The sequence below is a fragment of the Idiomarina sp. Sol25 genome (assembly GCF_033052775.1).
Taxonomy (GTDB): domain Bacteria; phylum Pseudomonadota; class Gammaproteobacteria; order Enterobacterales; family Alteromonadaceae; genus Idiomarina.
In genome coordinates this window covers 256,264-280,851 of sequence record NZ_JAUPEW010000001.1, presented here as the reverse complement: position 1 = coordinate 280,851, position 24,588 = coordinate 256,264, and the positions used below count along the sequence as shown (strand labels likewise).

The following is a 24,588-nucleotide window of genomic DNA, read 5'->3' as shown; positions in this document are numbered from 1 at the left end:
TTTCATAATGGTAATTAATCCGCTTTTGGGCGCATGTGTGGGAACAATAATACGTCGCGAATAGACGCAGAATCCGTTAGCAGCATAACCAGACGGTCAATACCAATACCCTGACCAGCTGTTGGCGGCATGCCGTGCTCCAGTGCGGTAACGTAATCTTCGTCATAGAACATGGCTTCGTCATCACCCGCTTCTTTCTGCTCAACCTGCTCGCGGAAACGTTCAGCCTGATCTTCAGCGTCGTTCAACTCTGAGAAACCATTAGCTAGTTCACGGCCACCGGCAAAGAATTCAAAACGGTCAGTCACAAACGGATTATCGTCGTGACGACGTGCCAACGGTGACACTTCAGCCGGATACGCTGTAATGAACGTAGGCTGAATCAGACGATGCTCGGCAACTGTTTCAAAAATTTCGATTTGAACTTTGCCTAAGCCCCACGACGGCTTAACGCTCACACCAACCTGCTCTGCAATTTCAGTAGCACGATTCATATCATTAAGCTGCTCAAGGCTCACTTCCGGCATGTATTTGATAATAGCTTCAAGCACTGTCATGCGCTCAAACGCCTTACCAAAATCATAATCCACGCCTTGGCTGGTAAACTGAGCAGAACCTAACACCGACTCAGCCGCACCGCGTAACATTTGCTCAGTTAAGTCCATTAAGTCGTGATAATCCGCGTACGCCCAATAGAACTCCAGCATAGTGAACTCAGGGTTGTGGCGCGTTGAAAGACCTTCATTACGGAAATTACGATTAATTTCAAACACCTTTTCAAAACCACCAACGACTAAACGTTTCAGGTAAAGTTCTGGTGCAATACGTAAAAACAGCTCCATATCCAGGGCGTTATGGTGCGTACTGAAAGGACGAGCTGCTGCACCACCGGGAATAGCCTGCATCATCGGTGTTTCAACTTCCAGAAACTGGCGATCGCTTAAAAAGCGACGAATATAGTCAATAATTTTAGAGCGGGCCACGAAAGTACTGCGGGACTCTTCGTTGGTAATCAAATCTAAATAACGCTGACGATAGCGCATTTCCTGATCTGACAGGCCATGGAATTTATCGGGCAACGGGCGCAGCGCTTTAGTCAGCAAACGTACTTCGTCAACTTGCACGCTTAACTCACCGGTTCCGGTAATAAACAAGGTACCAGAGGCGCCGACAATATCGCCTAAATCCCACTTTTTAAATTCAGTGTTGTAATAACCTTCGGGCAGATTGTCGCGGGCAACATACAGTTGAATTTTGCCGCTCATATCCTGAACCGTTGCGAAACTCGCTTTCCCCATAATACGACGGGTCATCATACGACCGGCCACTTTCACGCGAATGCCCTTTTCAGCCAGATCCTCTTTGCTCACATCATCGTATTCAGCGTGCAAATCGGCAGCTAAAGAATCCCGACGGAAATCGTTCGGGAATGCGATACCCTTATCGCGAAGCGCCGACAGTTTCGCCTTTCGCTGCGCGATCTGTTCGTTTACGTCTACTTCAGGTGCCTGCGATTTATCAGTCATTATCGATTTTCCTCTGTCGGGATACTTAAATTAAACTTACAGCCCGCTTTTTAAGCTGGCTTCAATAAATGGGTCAAGTGCGCCATCAAGCACAGCCTGAGTATTACGGTTCTCGATACCCGTACGTAAATCTTTGATACGCGCATCGTCCAGAACATAAGAGCGAATTTGACTGCCCCAGCCGATATCAGCTTTTGAGTCTTCTAATGCCTGTTTCTCTTCGTTCTGTTTCTGTAATTCAAATTCATACAATTTCGCTTTCAGCTGTTTCATTGCTGAATCGCGGTTCTTGTGCTGCGACCGGTCACTCTGACATTGCACCACAATGCCTGTTGGTTCGTGCGTTAAACGAACGGCGGAATCAGTACGGTTAACGTGCTGACCGCCCGCGCCAGAGGCACGATAGGTATCCACCCGCAGGTCGGACGGATCAATCTCAATATCGATATCGTCGTCTACTTCCGGGTAAACAAATACCGAGGCGAATGAGGTATGGCGGCGATTACCTGAGTCGAAGGGTGATTTACGCACTAAACGATGCACACCGGTTTCGGTGCGAAGCCAGCCGTAAGTGTATTCGCCAACGACACGAACGGTGGCCGATTTTATACCCGCGACATCGCCCTCTGACAGCTCAGTAATTTCCGCTTTAAAGTCATGCGCCTCTGCCCAGCGCAAGTACATGCGCAGCAGCATGTTAGCCCAGTCCTGAGCTTCGGTTCCGCCAGAGCCTGACTGAATATCCAGGTAGCAGTCTGCCGAGTCGTTGTCTTTTGAAAACATACGACGAAACTCTAACGCCTCCAGTTGTTTTACTAGACCGGACAGTTCTTCATGAGCTTCGTTAAAGGTGTCTTCGTCTTCTGCTTCTACCGCAAGATCAACCAGACCCTCGACATCGTCGAGCCCCTGCTGAAGTTTATCCAGGGTTTGTACAACTTGCTCTAACGCCGCACGCTCTTTACCTAAGGCTTGTGCCTTGGGTGGATCATCCCACACATTGGGCTGTTCCATCTCACGGGTAACTTCTTCCAGACGCTCTAACTTAGCATCGTAGTCAAAGATACCCCCTAAGCGAATTACTACGCTCACGCATTTCTTTAATGTTGTTGTAGGTTGCGTTAGTTTCAAACATGCGACTACCTAATTCTGTTAATTCTAAAAGGGGCGTAGTTTAACGTATTGCGCGTATTTGCTCCACCAACAACTGAACGTTTGTGCGTCCGCGGAAGTGATTAAGTTGTGGCTTGTATAAAAGTTCAACAACCGAGCTCTCTCGCGCCGGCCATTGTTGTGTATCAACGTTAAAGGCAATCGCATCTAATAACTCGCCTTGCGGATGACGCACCACCAATTTTAAATGTCGCTCTCCGACAATACGCTGATCCACCAGCTCAAACTGGCCGTCAAACATAGGTTCTGGAAACTGTTGTCCCCAGGGGCCTGCACTTTGCAGCATATTCACACTGTCCTGCGAAAGTTGCACTGTTGTGAGTTCGCCATCGGACCAGAATACACGTTGCTTCTCTTCTTCTGAAAGCCACTCCGACGCAACTTGCTCAGCCAGTTCAGAAAAGCGCGTCAGATTTTCTTTTTTCATGGTTAAACCGGCGGCCATAGCATGTCCACCGAAACGTTCCATGATTCCCGGCTGCAGACTATGAACACGTTCCAATAAGTCTCTCATATGCAGACCGCTAACCGAACGTGCGGAGCCTTTTAGGAATTCATCATCATCGTTGGCTAACGCAATAACCGGACGGTTCACCTGTTCTTTTACTCTTCCCGCGACAATACCAATAACACCGGCATGCCAGTCGGGCTGATACAAGGTGACTAAATCAGGTACCTGCCCCTGATCAAAACGCAGCTTTGCGACAGCGCTTTCGGCATGCTCGCGCATTTCCGTTTCAATCGATTTACGTTGCTGGTTTAATTCGTTAAGCTGCTGCGCTAACTGCTGCGCGCGGGACTCACCCGCTAATAAGCACTCTATTCCCAGTCCAATATCGTCTAAGCGCCCTGCTGCATTAATTCGCGGACCAAGAGCAAACCCTAAGTCACTGGCGGCCAGCTGACTGGCATCACGGTTCGCAACTTCCAGCAACGCTTTAATTCCGGGGCGGCTCATACCTTTACGAATACGGGCTATCCCCTGTTGCACCAATACGCGGTTGTTATAATCCAGCGGTACAACATCCGCGACAGTGCCAAGAGCAACGAGATCCAGCCAGTCAGCCAGGTTAGGTAATGGCTCAACACCTTCATCACGTAACGCTGAACGCAACGCCAGCAGGACATAAAACGCCACGCCCACGCCCGCTAAATTTTTGCTGGGAAACTCACAGCCGTGCTGATTCGGGTTCACTATCGCATTAGCCGGAGGCAGCTCTTCAGGCGGCAGATGGTGGTCGGTAACCAGCACCTGTATGCCCTTTTCACGAGCAAGTGCAATAGCTTCATGCGCTGCAATGCCGTTATCGACAGTCACAATTAACTGCACATTCTCGACAGCCAGTTGTTCTACCATGGCAACAGACAGGCCATAGCCGTCAGTCATTCGATTTGGTACACGATAATCCACTTGCTGTAGACCAAAGGCCTGCAATGCCGACACCATTAATGCTGAGCTAGTCGCGCCATCGGCATCAAAGTCACCGCAAATACAAACCTTTTCTTGATTTTTTAACGCTTTTTGCAGCAGTTCAACGGCTTTACCGATGTCTTTTAACGAAGAAAAATGCAGTAGCCCGGAGGCTTTCAAAGATAATTCGTCAGCACGACGGACACCCCGACGGGCATAAATTTGCCGCAACAAAGGTGGCATTTGTTGCGGCAAAAAGTCATCGTCAACGACTTGATAACGACGTATTTCATAATCACTCATGAATTACTGTGACTCACCTTTTTTAATTTCAGCAATTAAGCGTGATGCAGGTAGCGCTCCCGGTACTAAACGACCGTCGGGCAGAACAATAGCGGGAGTGCCGCTTACCCCAAACGATTTTCCCAGTTGGTAGTGCTCAGCAACCGGATTAGAACAGCTTGAGTCGCCACTGTAATTTTCGTCTTCTTTAAAGGCGGTAATGGCCGCTTTTTTGTCGTCCGCACACCAAACCGTTTGTAGCTGCTGTCCACCTTTGCTACTCATGCCTCCACGAGGAAAGGCCAGGTATTTTATGGTAATGCCTTCGGCGTGATAGCTGTCCATGTTTTCGTGCAGGCGCTGACAATAACCGCAGGTAGTGTCAGTAAAAATCGTTACCTGATATTTCTCATTCTCAGCGGGGTACACGATCATATCGTTTTCAAAGCCTTTCAGCATTTTCAGGCGAACTTTAGCCATGCCAGCTTCACTTAAATTTTCCGGTTCATTACCGGTTATATCAAACACATTGCCGCTAATAAGCCGTTCACCATCATCGGACACATAAAACATGCCCTGATTGGTCACCGCACGGACATAGCCGTCAATTTCACCGGGCTCTGTCGACAAAACTTCAATACCAATTTTATTCAGGTGCCGGGTGTCGACTTCATTTTGTTCAGCACTAATTGCCGGCGCACTAAAACTTGCACCAACCAGCCCTACTAATCCAACTACAGACATTAAATTGCGCATAAATACCTCTTAAATTAACTGTCCGAACCCTACCCTGTTACCAGTCAAAATGCAATTAGCCGCGCGGGTGATGCTGAGCATGTAAGGCCTGCAGACGTTCACGTGCAACCTGGGTATAAATTTGTGTGGTAGATAAATCACTGTGACCTAACAGTAGCTGTAAGACACGTAAATCGGCTCCATGGTTCAGCAAATGCGTGGCAAAAGCATGGCGTAAAGTGTGTGGCGACAAATGTGCGTAAATGCCGGCTTCTTCGGCGTAATGCTTTAATCTGTACCAAAATGCCTGGCGTGTTAATAACGAGCCACGTTGCGTAACAAATATCCAGGGACTGCTCTTATTCGTTATTGCCGGGCGTCCGTGTTTTAAATAATTATCCAGCCATTCCAGCGCTTCTTCCCCTAACGGCACCAAGCGTTCCTTGTTGCCTTTGCCGACAACCCGAACTAAGCCTTGCTGGCGGCTCAACTGGTCATATTGCAGACGAATAAGTTCGGTTACCCGTAATCCGGTGGCATAGAGCACTTCCAGCATAGTCCTGTCACGCAGACCAATGGGAGTTTCTGTATCAGGTTGTTCCAATAGAGAAATCACATCGTCTTCGCTTAACGAATGTGGAATGCTTTGCGGTAATTTAGGGCGTTTTAAGCGTGCGGTTGGGTCTACTGCCACCCACTGCTGTTTTACAGCAAACTGGAAGAATTTCTTCGTCGAACTTAAAAAACGCGAGGTACTTCGTGGGGACAAGCCTTGCATACGCCGCCACAACAGGTAGTCCTGTAACACAACTTCATCGGTGTCCATTAAGGATTTCTTCAGCGGCAGCAAATATTCACAATAACGGCGTAAGTCACTGCGGTACGCGGCTTGAGTGTTATTACTGGACCCATGATGCAGCCAGAGATGCTCAGTAAAAGCATCAATACGGTCTTCGTCCTCTGGGCGGAGTTGCTTCATGGGTTTTGGAAAATTAGCGAAATGATAATGCTATTATGCCGTATAGCGAGAGCGGCTGAAACTGCTTGTGCGAAACTCCCAGTAAAGAAGTAAAGCGCTAATGAGTAATGCCCAGTTTCTGCAGAACATCATATAGGCCAGCGGGCCCTTTGTGTTTGTACTCATCTTTTTCTTCCGTTTGTGGTTGTTTTTTCTTTTCCAGCCGCTGACGAACACGCCAGTCCAGGTTGTGGAGAAGCTCCAGGGGCAAACGATCAGGCGTTGCATCGGGGATAAGCGGCTGAGGATGAGTTGCGTCCTGCAGTTTAAAGTCTGACAACTGACTAACTGTTGCATAGACACCACTAGCCAGCACCATACCTGGCTTTGCATCTAAAGGGCGCGCTCTGCCAGCACCAATGGTTCTTTGCCAGTTAACTTGCGCAGGACGCTCAGAAATAACCGGGTCGCCACCCAACGCAGACACCCAATAAGCAAACTCGCCCGCGAAGCCGTGATTAACTGCTTCGCTCGCGTGTTGCTCAAAGAAGTGAGCGGCCTGGTTTTCGACAGCAGCATTCTGTACAGCTGAAACTTCACTCATTAAGACTCTGGATAATCGGTTACAGATACTTCTGTATCGGCCAAAGTCCTAAAAGTTTAAGTTTTCTCTTTACAGCTAAGCTAAGACTGTTATTATACGCGCCTCTTGAGTGGAGGGGTTCCCGAGTGGCCAAAGGGATCAGACTGTAAATCTGACGGCTCAGCCTTCGCAGGTTCGAATCCTGCTCCCTCCACCATTTCTTTATTGCAGCGCCAGTTCGCTATCAGCCTGAGTTACTCCTCCGAAAGTGTTATAACCACCTTACCCTGAGTTTTATTATCTGCAACATAATCCAGTGCCTGCTGAATATCGTCAGCCGCAAAAACTTCATCGATAATAGGTTTTATGGTGCTGTTTTTAAACTGATCACCAAAGTCACGCCACAAACCTTGTAAAATTTGCCCTTTGCGTTCCGGTGATAATGCTCTCAGAGTTGAACCAATCAGCTTTTGACGTTTCATCAGCATCCGTCCGAAATTAACTTCACCAGTCACACCAGCCATTAAGCCAATTAAAATAATACGACCATCCTGTGCCAGGTATTGCTGGTCTTTTGCTATGGATTCACCAGCGACAGGATTCAGAATAACGTCAACTTCACCGAGGGCTTTAACTTCTTCGAGAACGTCCTGTTCGTGCCGGTTAACCGCATGTTTTGCTCCCAGTTTCAGGCAAAACTCTGCTTTCTCTCCGCTACCCACTATGGCGATAAGTTCGTTACCGCTTTCCCGGCACAACTGTGTTAATGAGGAACCTACACCACTAGCACCGGCATGAGCCAATACTCTCTCTCCGGGTTTTAAGTCAGCCAGTTGAAAGACATTAAGATAAGCCGTAGCAAAGGTTTCCAACCAGCCCGCAGCTTCTGCATTAGCCCAGCTTTCAGGAACCTCCAGTATTTGTTCGGCGGAAACATTCACTTGCTCAGCAAAGCCGCCACCAGCCAATAAGGCGCTGACACGTTGCCCGGTTTGCCAGCTACTGACCTTGTTCCCCACCTTTTCTATTACACCACAGACTTCTAAGCCAGGAACAGCTGAAGCTCCCTTAGGCGGTGGATATTTTCCTGCTATTTGCATTAAGTCGGCACGGTTAAGTCCGGCGCTTAGTACCCGCAGCTGAACTTCATTAGCCTTAGGCTCTTCCAGATTAGGGTGATTCAGCCAGTGTGCTTTTTGTTCGGAAATCGAAATTGCTTTCATATCAGCCTCTGTTGCAGCTTAACATTATTGAAATTAGCCAGTATGCTGTCGATATGGATATGATCAGGATACTGTTTGGCGCCAATGGACAAAACCTTAGAGCTCAATAATAAACGCGTATTGTTAATAGATGACCAGAAACCCTTTCAGGTCATGCTCAAAGGCCTGTTGCTAAACTTGGGGGCGCAGGACGTACAAGTCAAGACCACCGGCGAAGCAGGTATTGCCGCTTACATAAAAAAACCACACGATATTCTGCTGGTAGACTATAACTTGGGGCGTGGTCGCAACGGTCGACAGGTTTTAGAGGAACTGCAAGTTCGGGGGCTAATGAAAGAGCATACGCTGTTTTTTATTATTACGGGGGACAACACTCGCCCTATGGTGCTCAGCGCACTAGAATTACAACCCGATGATTATTTGATGAAACCGTTTTCACATCGTGTGTTGCGCTCCCGGCTGGTACGGGCCTATAAACGCCGCATGTGGTTAAAAGACGTATTCAAGGCGCTGACAAACCATGATTATGATACCTGTATTGATGCCTGCCAGAAACATATTCAATCTAACAGCCGCTACAGTAATTACTGTCGTAAACTGCAAATTGAGTTATACAACAAAACCGGGCAATTAGATAAAGCGGAAACGGCAATTAAAGAATTGCTGGAAGAAAACTCCCACAGCTGGGTCTTTCTAAAACTGGCTGAAACACGGTTATTACAAAACTCTCCCGAAGAAGCGCTGAATATTCTTAATCATTTAATTAAGCGCATGCCTAATGCTGTTGAAGCGTATGACCTGAAAACTGAGTGTTACCTTCAACAGCAACAGCTGGAAGACGCTTTGGAAAGCGCTCGCGATGCCATTACCATGGCGCCATTTTCAATTGAAAGACAAACCAAACTGGCCCACATTGCCCGCGATAACGGCGACTTTGATATTGCCAAACAAGCCATGAACAACGTGTTGCAGATAGCCCGTAAATCGGTTTTTCGTAACGCGCATCACTTGTGTAACTATTTACGCAGTATTCTAGATGCGGCCGAAAACAGCGATACGCCTCAGCAAATCAGTAAATATCAGACAGAAGCAACAATGGAGCTGCAACGTGCCCGCTATGATGAGCATCTGTTGCATGCCGATATTTCATTTGAAGATTTAGAATCCATTTTATTGTCGCGTATTGACTCATTCAATGGACGCTTACACCAGGCACAGCAGCGCTTAAATGAAGTTGTTGGCGAAAAATTGGCGCACAACCAGCCTATTAATAAAGACTTACTGCCTGACGTTATCGCCATTTTGCTGGATGTCGGGGAATACGAAAAAGCAAATGCGCTCGCAACGAACCAGGACGAAAATCCAACTCTTGACACTTACACCTCTAAAATTTTACGGGCGCGCCTGGCCGCGGCTCAAAAACAGCAGGATAACTTCTTTGAAGTTCACAAGGCAGGCTTAAATGCATACCAGCAAGGCCACTACATTCGTGCACTAGAGCTGTTTCGCAAAGCGATGGAAGCCGCGCCAATGAACAGCGGCGCAGCACTTAACTTTGTTCAGGCCGCCGTTCGTTATGCAGAGGAAACACCTGGCGGCGAGCGGGTTCACCTTAAGAAAGAATGCGACAATTGTTTTAAAGTCTTAGAGGGGCTGCAATTATCCAGTAGCCACAGTAACCGGTACGGGCGGTTACTGGAGCAAACCGAAGAGTTGGAACTGCGCTAGCTTAGTTTTTGGTTAGCGGCTAACTGCCCCGATTGATAATCTTTAATAGCCTGCTCAATCTGATCCGACGAATTCATGACGAAGGGACCGTATTGGACAATGGGTTCATCAATAGGTTTGGCGGCCAACAGAATAAAGCGCGCATTTTCGATAGCGGAGAAATCTAATGTTTCAGCAGAGTCAAGCAACATCAACTCACCCTCTTTCGCCGCCTCTCCATTCACTGTCAGATCACCTTGATAAACATAAGCCAGACGTCGCTTTTGACCTTGTGACGGAAAACTGAGACCGTCACTTGCTAAGTGAATGTCCAGCATTAAAAAGTCTCTTCCCGGCGCATTAACAGGGCCCTCCTGCTGCTGGTATTGTCCTGAAATAACCCTTATCAGAGCATCACCATTTTTCACCTCAGGAATAGTAGCTGACGGGTAGTCGTGCCACTCAGGTTCACTCATTTTTTCATCGCCCGGCAAATTGACCCATAGCTGAAAGCCCCACATTAGGCCTTCAACTTGCTTCGGCATTTCGGCGTGAATAATACCTTTCGCCGCTTTCATCCACTGTACACCGCCTGCATCAATTTCACCGCTATTTCCGACAGAGTCTTTATGCTCCATAGTCCCCGCTAACATATAGGTCAGGGTACAAAATCCGCGGTGCGGGTGCGGCGGAAAACCCGCAATATAATCATCCGGGTTATCGGAGCGAAACTCATCCAGCATTAAAAACGGGTCCTGATGTTTTAGCCCCGGCTGATTAATAACACGAGTGAGTTTAACTCCCGCACCATCCTGCGCCGGCATTCCACGGTGTTTGGCTAAAATAACACTCATGACTGGCCACTCCCTTTGCTACCCCGGTTATGTTCTTGGTGGAAATCGATTTCCGGCCCCTTAGGTACTATTTGTGTCGGATTAATGGTTTTATGGCTGGCATAGTAATGCATCTTAATGTGGTCCATCACCACGGTCTCTTCAACACCCGGGTGTTGATACAGTTCTAACAGGTAATTCCACATGTTAGGATAATCGACAATGCGCTTCTTGTTGGTTTTAAAGTGCCCGAAATAAACCGCATCAAAACGAACCAAAGTAGTAAATAATCGCCAGTCCGCCTCGGTGAGCTTATCACCGGTTAAATAGCGGTTTTGACTAAGAATACTCTCTACCTTGTCTAAAGCAGCAAATAGCGACTCATACGCCTCTTCATACGCCTGCTGCGTTGTCGCGAAGCCACTACGATAAACACCGTTGTTAATGTCGTTGTATACCCACTCATTAACTTCTTCTATCTGCTTTTGCTTATCTGCAGGAAAGAAGTCCAGTGTATTCCCTGTCAGTTCATTAAACGCTGAATTGAAAATACGGATAATTTCGGCTGATTCATTATTCACTATGGTCTGATTTTTCTTATCCCATAACACTGGGACGGTTACTCGTCCGGTGTATTCCGGGTCGGCTTTTAAATACAGCTGATAAAGAAAGTCTGCGTCATACAGTGGTTCGTTAAGTGGCGCGTCAGCAAACTCCCAGCCATTCTCCAGCATCAGCGGGTGCACAACAGAAACGTCAATGTGACTTTCCAGACCTTTTAATTTACGGAAGATAAGCGCCCGGTGAGCCCACGGACATGCGTAAGAAACGTAAAGGTGGTAACGCCCTGATTCAGGCTCGAACTCAGTGCCCTCCGCTACGGTATTACGAAACTGTGATTCGCTACGAACAAAGCGGCCACCGTGTTTTTTGGTGTCATACCACTTGTCGTGCCATTGACCATCAACTAATAAACCCATAATAAACTCCTTAAGTTGGTATGGCCTTATAATAGAGTCTATTTTTTGGAATTATTAGCGCATTATTTTCTATTTATTTTTCTAAAAAATAGAACTATAGAAAGGACTCGACCACATCAGCGGCTTTTTCGCTCGCCGACACTTTCAGTTGTTGGTGAAGATTCGTAAATTGCTCCAACAAGGGCTGGTTGTCCTGCTCAATTAACTGGACAAGCGCTTGTTCGATAGCCTCTTCAGAGGCTTCTGATTGAGCCAGTTCCGGCACTATTTCTTTACCCGCTAAAAGGTTAGGTAAGGAGAAAAAAGGCGCATGAAACAGACGTTTTATAATTTGATAAGACAACCAGTGAAAGCGATAAGCGACCACCATCGGGCGTTTTATCAGCAAGGCTTCAAGCGCAACAGTTCCTGACGTTAGCAGTAAATAATTGGCTGCAGCCATAACTTTTCGGCTTTCACCAACAGGTAGTGCAATATTCAGATCGGGGCTGTACTGATCTACTAGTTCCCGCAATTGTGTGGCGCGAGCTTCGCTTATCATAGGTGCCACAAAGCGTAGTTCTGGATATTTTTTCGCTAGCTTGTTCGCGACCTTCAGAAATATCGGCGCCATTCGGGCAATCTCACCCTTACGACTTCCAGGTAAAATGGCAAGATACGCAACATCAGGTTCAAGTTCCAGCTCGTTACGTGCTTCTGTTTGTTGCCACTGCATAGGAATATCATCTGCCAGCGGGTGACCAACAAAGGTTGCTGGTAGCTGGTGCCTGTCGTAGAAGTCTTTCTCAAAAGGCAATAAACACAGTACGTGATCAACAGCTTTTTTTATGCCTTTGATACGACCCTCACGCCATGCCCAGACAGATGGACTGACATAATGAATAGTAGAAATACCGGCTTTTTTAAGGCGGGCTTCAACCGTCAGATTAAAGTCAGGAGCATCAATGCCTATCATCACATCCGGTTGTTCAGAAATGAGATAGTTGACCAGGTTCTTTCTGTGTTTTAACAACTTAGGCAGTTGCTGAAAAACCTCAGCTATGCCCATAACGGCCAAATCATCCATGGCAAAGAACGAGTCCATTCTCTGCTCTGCCATTAAAGGCCCGCCGACCCCAATAAAAATTGCATTAGGGTGACGTTTGACAATGGCCTGCATTAGCCCGGCGCCTAACAGATCACCCGAGTGCTCACCGGCAACAATAGCTATTTTAGGCGGCTGGTTGTGGTTCATTACGGACGAATAATGCCTCGTGAACTGTTTTCAACAAAGGCTTTAAAGCCATCCAGAGCCGGTTCATTTAATGCTGAAATACTCTCCAGAGCTTCGTCTACAGTCAGGCTGGAGCGGTACAATATCTTATAGGCACGACGAACATTTTGAATTTGTTCGGGTGTATAGCCGCGACGTTTTAAGCCCTCAGCATTGATTGTTCTGGGTTTGGCGTTATGGCCCTGCGCCATCACAAAGGGAGGAATATCCTGAACGATAATAGAATTAACCGCGGCAAAAGAGTGCGAACCAATATGACAAAATTGATGTACACCGCTCATGCCACCCAGAATAACCCAGTCACCTACGTGAACATGGCCAGCCAGAGTAACCTGATTAGCAAAGATATTGTCATTACCTATGACACAATCATGAGCAACATGTACGTAAGCCATAAACAGGTTATTATCACCAATTTTGGTTAACGAGCTATCCTGCACTGTACCACGGTGAATGGTTACCGACTCGCGGATGACGTTGTTGTCACCAATCTCAAGCTCTGTCGGTTCACCGTCGTATTTTTTATCCTGACAGTCTTCACCAACAGACGCAAATTGATAAATGGTATTATTTTTACCAATGGTTGTCGGGCCTTTTAAGACAACGTGTGAGCGGATATCGCAGTTGTCGCCGATGACAACATCGGGGCCAATAACCGTCCAGGGACCGACACTAACGTTCGTACCGAGTTTGGCGCTGGGGTCGATAATTGCGGTTTCGTGAATCACTTAAACTTCTCTTCTTGCACAAATAATTTCAGCAGTACAGGCAACGTCACCGTCAACTTCCGCGCGACCGGTAAATTTCCAGATACCGCGACGTTCTTTTTCAAAGGTAACAAAGAAATCAACGGTATCACCCGGGATAACCTGACGTTTAAAGCGAGCGTTATCGATACCAGCAAAAAGGTACAAATCGTTTGCATTCTTCTTACTTTCGGTAATTTTAAACCCCAATAAACCGCAAGCCTGAGCTATGGCTTCAAGCAACAACACCCCTGGGAAAATAGGCTTCGCCGGAAAATGCCCATTAAACATAGGCTCATTAAAAGTCACGTTTTTTATCGCGTGCAACGAGTCTTTAGAATTTGTTTCTATAACTCTGTCTATTAATAAAAACGGATAACGATGAGGCAGTAAATCTAATACGCCCTGAATATCAAACCCTGATTCCGTAATTTTCAAACCTTTCACCTTACTCAATTATTATCGTCAGCTTGCTTTTCTAACTCTTTGACACGCTTGAAAAGATCATCCAGCTGACGGAATCTCGCCCCATTACGTCGCCATTCGCGGTGTCCACTGGCAGGGATACCTGACGCATAAACACCTGGCTCGGTGATTTCTTTTATCACCATAGCAAATCCCATAATTTGCACGTCGTCGCATACACTGATGTGACCATTAATAGCCGACGCTCCGCCTATCATACAGCGCTTACCAATGCGGCAGCTACCTGCGAGTACAGTACAGCCTGCAATAGCCGTATCTTCATCAATGAATACGTTATGTGCTATTTGACATTGGTTATCAATAATACAGCCCGACGAAATAATGGTATCGTCTAGCGCTCCACGATCGACCGTCGTACTGGCACCAATTTCAACATTGTTTTTAATAACAACGCGGCCTAGCTGAGGGATTTTTAGCCATTTGCCATTATCAGGTGCCCAGCCAAAACCGTCAGCACCAATAATAGAGCCGGAATGAAACAGGCAGTCATCGCCAATAATACAACGATGGTAAATTTTAACGCCTGACCAAAGTGTGCATCCAGAGCCAATTTGCGTTTCAGGGCCAATATAGCAATGTGGTCCAATACTGGTGTCATCACCAATTATAGCGTCATCATCAACGACCGTGTATTCGCCAATACTAACATTTTTGCCTATGCTGGCTGACTGTGCAATTTTCGCAGATTCAGCGACACCCTTCGCTGGTTTCGGCGTAGTGTCTAATAGCTGCGCTATTCGAGCAAAAGCCGCGTAAGGGTTGGACACACGAATCGCATTATCAATCGCATCGCTTTCGTCTTTTTCAGAGACAATAACCGCGCCGGCAGAGGTTGTTTCTAATTGACTTTTGTAACGGCTATTCGCCAGAAAAGCGATAGCGTCACCAGTAGCAGACTGCAAGGTCGCCACGCGCAAAATGGGGAGCTGCGAATTGCCTCGCACCTCCCCACCCACATGGTCAGCCAACTGCTGCAATGTGTACTCAGACATAGATTAGTTACCTGACGTCATTTTCTCGACGACAGCACCAGACAAGTCATTATCGGCCTTCATGTAAGTAACCGCATTACTTTCAAGAACCATGTCGTAGTCTTTAGTTTCTGCAACAGCAGTAATCGCGTCCTGAACTTTTCCAAGTAGCTTGTTACGTTCTTCATTTTGGCGACGACGAGTGTCTTCCTGCAACGCTTTGCTCTTCAGCTGTGCTTCAGAGATCGTTTGCTCAAGATCACGCTCTAACTGAGTTTTCTCAGAAGCAGACATGATTGATGCATCGCGTTCCTGCTTTTGACGCAATTCCTGAACTTTTTGTTCAAGGCGGCGCATTTCTTCAAAGCGATCCTGAAACTCAGTTTGTAGCTGCTCTGAAATTTGCTCACGTTGTGGTAACTGCTGGAATACTTCCATCATATCAACAACACCAATTTTTTGTTGTGCCTGTGCGGCACCAGCAAAAAGCGCTGTAGAAACAGCAACCGCTGCAGCTGTAGATTTAATTAACTTTTTCAAGGTAAAACTCCTTCAAATTTTATCACTATATTTAATTATTATTATCAGAATGTGGTTCCGATATTAAATGAGAACACTTGGGTTTCATCACCCTCAACTTCTTTTAAGGCCCGACCTAACGAGAAAGTTAATGGACCCATTGGAGATATCCATTGCACAGAGACACCAGCCGATGCGCGGAAATCTCCCGGTGAGCTATAGTCAGTTAACGGTTGTGGACTGGTATTTTCCAAATCCTTGTATCTATCGTAGTCGAATTCAGTATCCCAAACCATACCAAAATCAACAAAGACACTCGTTCGTACACTATTACGCATACCTTCATCTACAAAAGGTGTCGGTACAATCAGTTCCAGTCCACCAGAAACTTTAGCGTTACCGCCTAAAGAGTAGTTATTTTGTACAAACAACTGCTGGTTGCCGGTTTCTGAACTGTAGTTCGGTGTCGGCAACCCAGTAAAGTCCGGAATACCCTCTGAGTTAACTGACTCGGGTACAACATACACAGCTCTTGGGCCGACCGTGTTCGGTTCGAAGCCGCGTAAATCGCCCTGGCCGCCGATACGGAAGTATTCCCAGAACGGCAGCAAGTAATCATTACCAGCATCGTCTTCGCCGTAACCGTTACCATAACCAATATTCAGTCTGGTGAGAAATGACCACTGCTGGTCACGGCTTAGTGGGAAATAATGTTTATAGTCGTAATTAAAGCGGAAGTACTTGACATCGCTAAACGGTGCAGAGACTTCAAAGCTGGCTTGCTGCGACGAACCACTGGTTGGGAACCGTCCACGATTTAATGTTACCCGTGACCACCCTGCGTTCAGTTCATAAATGTCGAAACTAATTGGTCGCTCCGGATTTTGGTCATCCAAATAAGACCGGTAAAACTGCTGAATTTGCTCAATACTTTGGTTTTGCGAATTGACACTCACTTCCTGGTTTTTATAACCAATACCAAAATTTAGACGGTTAATTTCATCAATTGGAAAGTTAAGTCCCGTTGATAACCCATAGGTTTTCTGATTATAGTTTACGAGGTTTTGCGCATTACCCGCATCAAACTCACTCATATAAACCTGACCTGAAAGCCCAACACCATTCATGGTGAAGTAAGGGTCGGAATACGACAAGCTGACATTTTTATTAAATCGGCTGGTGCTGATGTTAAAACCAACCCGGTTTCCCGTACCCAAAAAGTTGTTTTGCTGGACACCTGCATTAAGTTGCAGACCAGAGTAATCGCCGTAACCGATACCAGCATTAAAAGAACCTGAGGGTTGCTCTTTGACCTTATAAGTCACATCGACCTGATCATCGCTGTCTTCAACTCGTTCAGTAGAGGTTTCTACGGTTTCAAAATAGCCTAAGCGCTGAAGGCGCACTTTACCTTGCTCAATGTTGCTGTCAGACAACCAGGCGCCTTCAAGTTGACGCATTTCACGGCGTAACACCCGGTCTTTGGTTGCGCCGTTGCCCTCAAAGTTAATGCGGCGAACGTAGACACGTTTTCCCGGGTTTATCGAAAAGGTGATTTTTACCGTTTTATCTTCGTCATCGTGCTCAGGAATAGCTCTAACTTCTGGGTACGCATAACCGTACCGCCCATAAAAGCGGCTGATCATGTCTTCAATATAAGTCACCTGAGCCGCGTTATAAAGCGTGCCTTCCTCAATTTTAGCAATTTTTCCAACCAGCTCGTCATGCCCTTTTAAGTCGCCAATAACGTCCGTTTCGCTAATATTGTATTTATCACCCTCATTCACATTAATAGTAATATAAATACCTTCACGATCCGGCGTCATAGAAACCTGCACAGACTCCACCTGGAACCGCAAATAACCACGGTCACGATAGAAGGACTCTAAGGTTTCCAGGTCACCGCTTAATTGTTGCTTCTGGTAACGCTTTTCACCTATAAAGTTCCACCATGGAAGGCTATCCCGAAGTTCAAAGGTATCCAGTAATAGCTCATCAGCGAACGCCTTGTTGCCCACAATGTTGATTTGCGCAATTTCAGCGGCATCGCCTTCTTCAAAATTCATACGCAACTCAACACGGTTACGCGGCAAGTCCACGACCTGCACTTCTACCGAGGCATTGTATTTACCAACGCTGTGATAAAAGTCTTCCAGACCTTTTTCTATGCCTGAAATAGTGGTTCTGTCTAAAGGCTCACCAGTCACAATATTATTATCAACCAGGCTCTCTTGAAGCTGCTCGTCTTTAATATCGCTGTTACCTTCAAAGGTGATTTCGGCAATGGTTGGCCGTTCACTAACGGTGAAGATCAAAGTGTCTTCATCTCTCCGCGCATCGATATAGTCGAAGTGAGTAGAGGAGTAAAGCGAACGAATAGCGCTACGAATTTGCAGCTCACTCACTTCGTCACCAACCCTTACGGGGATGTATGTTAACGCAGCACCTAAAGCGACGCGTTGTAATCCTTTTACTTCAATATCTTCGACAACAAATTCATCTTGTGCGTAGGCTGGTGCTACTGCACCTGCAATCATGGCACTCACTAACAGCTTTTTAAACGTCATTATCACTAGCTACTTATTGTTAATTCGTGACTCAGAATGCGAAACGGGCGATGTCATTTGATATTGCTAACGCCATCAACGCGAATACCAGCACCCCACCAATCCTATAGCAAACGTCTTGCACTCTTTCGGATACCGGCTTACCGCGAACCCATTCAATGCTGTAAAACATCAAATGACCGCCGTCTAATACCGGTAAAGGTAATAAATTAATTATCCCTAAATTGACACTTAACAGCGCCAAAAAACTTAAAAAATAAACGAACCCATTGCTGGCACTCACTCCAGCACCTTCGGCAATACTTAAAGGCCCTGCCAGGTTCTTTACAGAAACATCTCCGGTCAGCAGTTTACCTATCATTTTCACGCTAACAACCATCAATTCCCAAGTTTTTTCTGCGCCTTTCGCTAAGCCACCGAAAAAACCGTATTGATGGTTAAAAACGTAATTGTCTGGCAACGGCTCTGTTACCGGAACTACGCCAAGGTAGCCTATGACACCATTTTGGCTTTCCCGTTCCCCTATTTGAACAGAAATTTGCTGCTCAACCTGGTTCCTCTCAACCGTAAATAAAACGTCCTGTCCCGCCGATTGAGCGATTATCTTACGTATTTCAGTCCAACTTTCGACACTTTCATCACCAATTCGGGTGATCGTGTCACCTTCTTTTAAGCCACCCACTTCCGCTGGCGAGCCACTTTCTACCTGGCTAAGTTCGGTATAAACAGCGGGTTGATAAACCTCAATTCCCAAACTGCCAAAGGTCGATTCCGTTTCCGGATCAAACTGCCAGTCACTTAAATTCAGTGTGCGTTTTACTTCATCACCGTCCGGCGTTCTTAATGTGAGTACTGTTTCATCGTCGCCAATGGCCGACATAAGCCCCAACTGAACCTGTTGCCAGTCATAGGCTTCAACATTATCAACTGAGAGAATTTCGCTGCCTCTTTCAAGCTGAGCTTCGGCAGCAACAGAGCCTGCTTTTATATCGCCGATAACCGGTTTCACTGTTGGTACACCAATACCAAACATCAGCCATAAAACAGCAACAGCTAATATAAAGTTCGCAACCGGACCGGCAGCAACTATAGCGAAACGCTTATAAACTGATTGTGCATTAAAACTGACATCTCGTTCTTCCTCGCTGACATCATCAATGCGTTCGTCCAGCATGCGTACGTAGCCACCAAGAGGTATAATACCCAGCTGATAAACCGTGCCGTCTTTGCCTTTACGTTTCCATATGGCCCGGCCAAAACCCACCGAAAACGTTAACACTTTTACACCGCACCGGCGCGCAACCCAGAAGTGTCCAAACTCGTGGAAAGCAACTAAAATGCCCAGAGTTACAACGAAGGAAAAGAAATACCAAATTGCGTCTATCACTATGCGTACTCCTGCAGCCATTTATTGGCCGCTAAACGCGCTTGTTTATCTATGGCTAACAGCGCTTGTAAACTATCGGCCTCATCAGCTTGTATTGACTGCAGTACCGAATCACACACTTTTGCAATATCAGTAAAACCAACCTGTTCTCTTAAAAATGCTGCAACCGCAATTTCATTCGCCGCGTTTAAAGCCGTAGTAGCCCACTGCCCTTCCCAACACGCTTCTATCGCCAACTGTAAACACGGATAACGTTGCGCTTCGGGCTGCTTAAAGGTCAGTTCAGCTATTTGAGTAAAATCTAAGCCCGCCACACCACTTTCCAAACGCTCCGGATAACCCAGCGAATGAGCTATTGGTGTGCGCATGTCCGGCTCGCCCATTTGAGCAAGTACGGAACCATCAGTGTATTGCACCATAGAGTGGATAACGCTTTGCGGATGAATGACAACTTTCAGTTGATCGCGTGAACAATTGAATAACCAACGGGCTTCAATGTATTCCAGCCCCTTGTTCAGCATAGTGGCGGAATCGACCGAAATTTTCCGACCCATGGACCAATTAGGGTGACTGCATGCCGCAGCCGGAGTTTGTTGAGGCAGCACATTAAGGGGTAAATCGCGGAATGGGCCGCCGGAGCCGGTTAACAATAAATACTGTATCCCATGTTCGGTTAACGCCATACTTCCGACCTGCTGCTGCGCAGCCAGGGGTAAACACTGAAAAATGGCGTTGTGCTCACTATCGACCGGGATAATTTTAGCGCCAGAACGTTGTGCATGATCAATAAACAACTGACCGCTCATGACCAGGGCTTCTTTATTGGCTAGCAGTACGTCTTTACCTGCGTCAATTGCAGCAAGTGTCGGTGAAAGTCCGGCAGCACCAACAATAGCCGCCATAACCACATCCACCTCACCAGCCGAACTGACCTCAGCTAAAGCCTGATCTCCATAAATAACTTGAGTTGCAGTCTTTTGACCGAGCAACGTCTTAAGCTCTGCTGCGGCATTTTTTGAACCCATAACCGCATATTGCGGACTATGCTTTACACAAAGCTCAGCCAGGGCACTAACCTGGCTATGGGCGGTTAAGGCAAAAACCTGAAAGTCATCCGGGTGCCGTGAAACAACATCCAATGTGTTTTGACCAATGGAGCCGGTTGCTCCCAAAACTGTTATCCGACGCATAGGTTTAATGCAAAAACTCCAGATAAGCTAAGGTGAAAATAGGTACTGCAGCTGTAAGACTGTCAATACGGTCAAGAATTCCCCCGTGCCCAGGTAAAATTGAGCCACTGTCCTTAACCCCTGCACTACGTTTAAACATGCTCTCGTTTAAATCACCAAATACTGAAGCAACAACGGTAAACAATCCGGTTAAATAATAACCGGTAAATTGATCGGCCGGCACTTTGGTCCAGTGCGCTACTACCATCATCACCACAAAAGCTAAGGTCACACCACCACAAAGGCCTTCCATGGTTTTTCCGGGGCTTACCGCCGGCATCATTTTATTACGACCATAGCGTACGCCGGCAAAATACGCACCGACATCTGCCGCCCAAACCAGCAGCAAAATAAACAGAACCACCCAGCCACCAAAGAAGCGAGACTCATCAATATCAATTGAGCGAACCGTGACTAATGCCGCCCAAGTAGGAATGAAGATGAGCAAGCCGAATACACCAACAATAGCGCGGGTTCGGGACCACATGCGCCGGCTGGAGGGATAGTTTACGATCATTGCCAGCGCAACAACCCACCAGACACCGCCAGCTAAAATGGTGTAGTAGATGAGTTTAGAGAGCTCACCTCCCTCCCACAAATGCTCGTACGGAGCCAGCCAGGACAATACGCCAATTATAGCACCGACAAATAAGGTGTAAGCGATTCGCGCTGAAGTGCGACGCACGCCCATTAGCGGAGACCATTCCCAGGCGCCCAACATAAGGACCCCCTGAATGAAAAGAGCAAAGCCCCATAACGGCAGCATAAAAACACCGTACAGTGCCACCGGAACCAGCAATAGTGCTGTAATAATACGTTGTTTTAGCAAGTGTTATTCCTCTATCCGAGTTTCTATGCCTTGCATTAGCACGGTTAGTTGTTCGCTCGTTAAACCAAAACGGCGTTCCCGTTGCGCAAAATCTGTAATTGCCTGAGCAAAGGCGGTATCGTCAAAGTCAGGCCATAAAACTGAAGTGAAATACAGTTCAGCATAAGACAGCTGCCATAAAAGAAAGTTACTGATACGATGTTCACCGCCTGTGCGAATGAGTAAATCCGGCACTGGCTGATCTGCCATCATCAATTCACTGGCTATTGCCTGTTCAGTAATTTCTGTCGGTGCTATTTCACCTGCTTTGACTTTCTCAGCTAATTTACGACTGGCTTGCGTAATATCCCACTGGCCGCCGTAGTTCGCCGCTATGTTCAGATTCAGCCCGCTGTTACTTTGCGTTTGCTCTTCCGCTTCGCTCATGCGCTTTTGCAAACGCTTTGAAAAAGCCTCTTTGTCACCAACAATGCGCAAGCGAATATCGTTATCATCTAATTTTTTAATTTCGCTTTTCAGTACTGACATAAACAATTCCATCAGTACCGAGACTTCTGTAGCCGGACGCTTCCAGTTTTCACTACTGAATGCAAACAAAGTCAATGATTCAATACCGTTACGGCGAGCAAAGGCAACAGCCTTGCGCACTGCTTCTGCGCCCGCTTTATGCCCAAAGGTTCTTATTTTACCGCGTTGTTTCGCCCAGCGCCCGTTACCATCCATTATAATGGCAACATGCTTGGGGACTAACTGCTCAATAGACGGTAATTCGTTCATTCAATCTGCCGTAAACATTAAAAAACGCCGTGCGAGTATACCTGACACGGCGTCATAGACCAACGTAGGTAAGGTTTGATGGTTAAATTTCCATCAAATCCCCTTCTTTTGCTTTCAGAGCTTCATCAATTTGCTTAACGAATTTATCGGTCAGTTTTTGAATTTCTTCTTCAGCACTACGTTCTTCGTCTTCGGTAATTTCTTTTTCTTTCAGCAGGTCTTTAATATCACCATTCGCATCGCGACGAATATTACGTACCGCAATACGTCCGTTTTCAGCCTCGGCACGAACAATTTTAACTAAATCGCGGCGACGCTCTTCCGTCAACGGAGGCAATGGAATACGAATAACCGCACCGGCTGAGGCTGGGTTCAGACCCAAATCAGAATTAATAATAGCTTTTTCGACAGCCGCTGAAGCCGACTTATCAAACACTGTCAGAGCCAGAGTTCTGGAGTCTTCTGTGGTGATATTTGCTAACTGCTTAAGAGGCGTGTCAGTACCGTAATAGTTCACCATGACACTGTCCAGTATGCTTGGATGAGCACGGCCTGTACGTACTTTTGACATTTGACTGCGCAGCGATTCAACACTCTTTTCCATGCGATCTTTAGCGTCTTCTATAATTTCTTTTATCACTGTCTTATACCCTTTTATTCAATAACTGCAGTTACTCTGCGTTCTTACTAATCAGTGTACCTTCTTCTTCACCCATTATCACGGCTCGTAAGGCACCCGGCTTATTCATATTAAATACCCGGATAGGCAGAGCGTGATCACGCGCCAGAGTAAATGCCGCTAAATCCATTACTTTTAACTGTTTTTCCAGTATATCATCGTAATTAATGTGCTTATACAAAGTCGCATCCGGGTTACTCACCGGGTCATCAGAATATACTCCGTCAACCTTGGTTCCCTTAAGTACGACTTCGGCTTCAATTTCAATACCGCGCAAGCAAGCGGCAGAGTCAGTAGTAAAGAACGGGTTACCGGTTCCCGCAGAAAATATCACCACACGTCCTGATTTTAGCAAACTGATGGCTTCTGCCCAGTTGTAACTGTCACAGACTCCTGTCAATTCAATAGCTGACATTAAACGTGCGTTAACAAAAGCACGGTGTAAAGCGTCGCGCATAGCCAAACCATTCATTACGGTTGCCAACATGCCCATGTGGTCGCCCACAACACGATTCATACCGGCTTTTGCTAAGCCTTCTCCGCGGAATAAGTTACCGCCCCCAATGACTAAACCTACCTGAACCCCAAGTTCAACTAATTCTTTAATTTCCTGCGCCATACGATCAAGTACTTTGGCGTCAATACCAAATGGCTCATCTCCCATAAGAGCTTCACCACTGAGTTTTAACAATATGCGTCGATAACTGGGTTTCGGATGGGTGCTCATCATTGCCTCTACTCTTTCCTTTAGTTTAAAAAAAACCGCGTCCTGAACGCTCAAGACGCGGTTTATAATTTTCTATTTCATGGGGCTGGTCGAGACCACGCTATTAGCCTTTACTCGCTGCCGCCACTTGTGCCTGAACTTCAGAAGCGAAATCTTCTTCTTTACGTTCAATACCTTCACCCACTTCAAAGCGAACGAAAGTCACTACGTCAGCACCAGCTTTCTTCAGTAACTCACCAACAGTCATTGATGGATCTTTAACGAAAGGCTGACCTGTCAGGCTGATTTCGCCGGTAAACTTACGCATACGGCCTTCAACCATCTTTTCAGCAATTTCTTTCGGCTTACCGCTTTGCATTGCGATATCAACCTGAATCGCGCGTTCTTTCTCAACAACTTCAGCTTCTACGTCTTCAGGCTTAACGAATTGCGGACTGCTTGCCGCAACATGCATGCACAGGTCGCGAGCCAAATCTTCGTCACCGCCAGTTAAAGCGACAGCAACACCGATACGAGCACCGTGAGTATAAGTCGCTACAACGTCACCAGCTTCAAGAGTTTGAACACGACGCACGTTCATGTTCTCACCAATTTTAGCCACTAAGTCTTCACGAGTTTTCTCAACAGTCTGACCACCGATGTCAGTTTTTTTCAATACTTCAACGTCATTTTCTTTGTTAGCAAATGCTGCGTTGATAACTTTATCGCCGAATGCCAGGAAGCTGTCATCGCGAGCGACAAAGTCGGTTTCACAGTTCAGTTCAACCAACGTTGCCTGGTTACCTTCAGATTTAACTAAGATAACGCCTTCAGCCGCAACACGGCCTGCTTTCTTAGCTGCTTTTGCCTGACCGCTTTTACGCATCAGTTCAATTGCCGCTTCCATATCACCGTCGACTTCCTGCAGTGCTTTTTTGCAGTCCATCATGCCAGCGCCTGTGCGCTCGCGCAGTTCTTTAACTAGAGCTGCTGTAATAGCCATGATTC

Annotated in this window: 23 protein-coding genes and 1 tRNA gene; 2 read left to right on the top strand and 22 right to left on the bottom strand. The window is 46.6% G+C overall.

All coding sequences use genetic code 11. The features are described 5' to 3' along the window. Positions 1 to 14: 14 nt before the first annotated feature. The 6 genes from lysS to Q5L94_RS01300 form a co-directional block, all read right to left on the bottom strand. Positions 15 to 1,526: a lysine--tRNA ligase gene (gene lysS, locus Q5L94_RS01325; RefSeq protein ID WP_317496697.1), complete on the bottom strand. Its 1,512-nt coding sequence runs from the start codon at positions 1,524 to 1,526 to the stop codon at positions 15 to 17. A gap of 36 nt (positions 1,527 to 1,562) precedes the next feature. After that, positions 1,563 to 2,661 (bottom strand): peptide chain release factor 2 gene (gene prfB / locus Q5L94_RS01320; protein WP_317496696.1). Its coding sequence is split into 2 segments (ribosomal slippage): positions 1,563 to 2,585 and positions 2,587 to 2,661, totalling 1,098 coding nucleotides; the frame shifts between segments, so codons are not numbered across the junction. Positions 2,662 to 2,700: 39 nt separating this feature from the next. Beyond that, a complete protein-coding gene (recJ, locus tag Q5L94_RS01315) occupies positions 2,701 to 4,413 on the bottom strand; it encodes a single-stranded-DNA-specific exonuclease RecJ (protein ID WP_317496695.1) in 1,713 nt (570 codons plus the stop codon). A 3-nt stretch (positions 4,414 to 4,416) separates the two neighbouring features. Further along, positions 4,417 to 5,148 carry a bifunctional protein-disulfide isomerase/oxidoreductase DsbC gene (gene dsbC, locus Q5L94_RS01310; RefSeq protein ID WP_317496694.1) on the bottom strand — a complete coding sequence of 244 codons (732 nt, stop codon included), beginning with the start codon at positions 5,146 to 5,148 and terminating at the stop codon, positions 4,417 to 4,419. Between the two features lie 55 nt (positions 5,149 to 5,203). Further along, positions 5,204 to 6,106, bottom strand: coding sequence for a site-specific tyrosine recombinase XerD (gene xerD, locus Q5L94_RS01305; protein WP_317496693.1), 903 nt, complete (start codon positions 6,104 to 6,106; stop codon positions 5,204 to 5,206). A 97-nt stretch (positions 6,107 to 6,203) separates the two neighbouring features. Then, positions 6,204 to 6,689 (bottom strand): VC2046/SO_2500 family protein, encoded by a 486-nt coding sequence (locus Q5L94_RS01300; protein ID WP_317496692.1) that lies wholly within the window; start codon positions 6,687 to 6,689, stop codon positions 6,204 to 6,206. 111 nt (positions 6,690 to 6,800) lie between these two features. Here Q5L94_RS01300 and Q5L94_RS01295 point away from each other — a divergent pair. After that, a tRNA-Tyr gene (locus Q5L94_RS01295) sits at positions 6,801 to 6,885 on the top strand. Between the two features lie 37 nt (positions 6,886 to 6,922). Here Q5L94_RS01295 and Q5L94_RS01290 read toward each other — a convergent pair. Beyond that, on the bottom strand, positions 6,923 to 7,891 hold the full coding sequence (locus Q5L94_RS01290) for an NAD(P)H-quinone oxidoreductase (RefSeq protein ID WP_317496691.1): 969 nt from the start codon (positions 7,889 to 7,891) through the stop codon (positions 6,923 to 6,925). 84 nt (positions 7,892 to 7,975) lie between these two features. On the opposite strand from Q5L94_RS01290, the gene Q5L94_RS01285 reads away from it, so the two are divergent. After that, positions 7,976 to 9,619 (top strand): response regulator, encoded by a 1,644-nt coding sequence (locus Q5L94_RS01285; RefSeq protein ID WP_317496690.1) that lies wholly within the window; start codon positions 7,976 to 7,978, stop codon positions 9,617 to 9,619. On the opposite strand, the gene Q5L94_RS01280 is transcribed toward Q5L94_RS01285, so the two are convergent. The 15 genes from Q5L94_RS01280 to tsf form a co-directional block, all read right to left on the bottom strand. Continuing rightward, positions 9,616 to 10,452, bottom strand: a complete 837-nt coding sequence (locus Q5L94_RS01280) for a pirin family protein (RefSeq protein WP_317496689.1) — start codon at positions 10,450 to 10,452, stop codon at positions 9,616 to 9,618. The two genes, Q5L94_RS01285 and Q5L94_RS01280, sit on opposite strands and share 4 nt — an antisense overlap. After that, the gene (locus tag Q5L94_RS01275; protein ID WP_317496688.1) at positions 10,449 to 11,411 is read right to left on the bottom strand and encodes a glutathione S-transferase family protein; all 963 of its coding nucleotides are present in this window, start codon (positions 11,409 to 11,411) and stop codon (positions 10,449 to 10,451) included. The genes Q5L94_RS01280 and Q5L94_RS01275 overlap by 4 nt, the downstream gene beginning before the upstream one ends. Positions 11,412 to 11,505: 94 nt before the next feature. After that, on the bottom strand, positions 11,506 to 12,645 hold the full coding sequence (gene lpxB, locus Q5L94_RS01270) for a lipid-A-disaccharide synthase (RefSeq protein ID WP_317496687.1): 1,140 nt from the start codon (positions 12,643 to 12,645) through the stop codon (positions 11,506 to 11,508). Continuing rightward, on the bottom strand, positions 12,645 to 13,412 hold the full coding sequence (gene lpxA, locus Q5L94_RS01265; RefSeq protein WP_317496686.1) for an acyl-ACP--UDP-N-acetylglucosamine O-acyltransferase: 768 nt from the start codon (positions 13,410 to 13,412) through the stop codon (positions 12,645 to 12,647). The genes lpxB and lpxA overlap by 1 nt, the downstream gene beginning before the upstream one ends. Beyond that, the gene (gene fabZ, locus Q5L94_RS01260) at positions 13,413 to 13,868 is read right to left on the bottom strand and encodes a 3-hydroxyacyl-ACP dehydratase FabZ (RefSeq protein WP_011234085.1); all 456 of its coding nucleotides are present in this window, start codon (positions 13,866 to 13,868) and stop codon (positions 13,413 to 13,415) included. A gap of 14 nt (positions 13,869 to 13,882) precedes the next feature. Then, the gene (lpxD, locus tag Q5L94_RS01255) at positions 13,883 to 14,908 is read right to left on the bottom strand and encodes a UDP-3-O-(3-hydroxymyristoyl)glucosamine N-acyltransferase (RefSeq protein ID WP_317496685.1); all 1,026 of its coding nucleotides are present in this window, start codon (positions 14,906 to 14,908) and stop codon (positions 13,883 to 13,885) included. A 3-nt stretch (positions 14,909 to 14,911) separates the two neighbouring features. After that, on the bottom strand, positions 14,912 to 15,427 hold the full coding sequence (locus Q5L94_RS01250) for an OmpH family outer membrane protein (RefSeq protein ID WP_317496684.1): 516 nt from the start codon (positions 15,425 to 15,427) through the stop codon (positions 14,912 to 14,914). A gap of 44 nt (positions 15,428 to 15,471) precedes the next feature. After that, a complete protein-coding gene (bamA, locus tag Q5L94_RS01245; protein WP_317496683.1) occupies positions 15,472 to 17,973 on the bottom strand; it encodes an outer membrane protein assembly factor BamA in 2,502 nt (833 codons plus the stop codon). 31 nt (positions 17,974 to 18,004) lie between these two features. Further along, on the bottom strand, positions 18,005 to 19,360 hold the full coding sequence (gene rseP, locus Q5L94_RS01240; RefSeq protein ID WP_317496682.1) for a sigma E protease regulator RseP: 1,356 nt from the start codon (positions 19,358 to 19,360) through the stop codon (positions 18,005 to 18,007). Then, entirely contained in the window at positions 19,360 to 20,550 is a 1,191-nt protein-coding gene (gene ispC / locus Q5L94_RS01235) for a 1-deoxy-D-xylulose-5-phosphate reductoisomerase (RefSeq protein ID WP_317496681.1), read from the bottom strand. Before ispC ends, rseP begins: the two co-directional genes overlap by 1 nt. Before the next feature lie 4 nt (positions 20,551 to 20,554). Further along, positions 20,555 to 21,418, bottom strand: coding sequence for a phosphatidate cytidylyltransferase (locus tag Q5L94_RS01230; RefSeq protein ID WP_034820446.1), 864 nt, complete (start codon positions 21,416 to 21,418; stop codon positions 20,555 to 20,557). 3 nt (positions 21,419 to 21,421) lie between these two features. Continuing rightward, entirely contained in the window at positions 21,422 to 22,195 is a 774-nt protein-coding gene (gene uppS, locus Q5L94_RS01225; RefSeq protein WP_317496680.1) for a polyprenyl diphosphate synthase, read from the bottom strand. An 82-nt stretch (positions 22,196 to 22,277) separates the two neighbouring features. Then, positions 22,278 to 22,835 carry a ribosome recycling factor gene (gene frr, locus Q5L94_RS01220; RefSeq protein ID WP_317496679.1) on the bottom strand — a complete coding sequence of 186 codons (558 nt, stop codon included), beginning with the start codon at positions 22,833 to 22,835 and terminating at the stop codon, positions 22,278 to 22,280. Between the two features lie 31 nt (positions 22,836 to 22,866). Beyond that, positions 22,867 to 23,601, bottom strand: coding sequence for a UMP kinase (gene pyrH, locus Q5L94_RS01215; protein WP_016341299.1), 735 nt, complete (start codon positions 23,599 to 23,601; stop codon positions 22,867 to 22,869). 103 nt (positions 23,602 to 23,704) lie between these two features. Further along, positions 23,705 to 24,583 (bottom strand): translation elongation factor Ts, encoded by an 879-nt coding sequence (gene tsf / locus Q5L94_RS01210; protein WP_317496678.1) that lies wholly within the window; start codon positions 24,581 to 24,583, stop codon positions 23,705 to 23,707. Between the last annotated feature and the right edge of the window lie 5 nt (positions 24,584 to 24,588).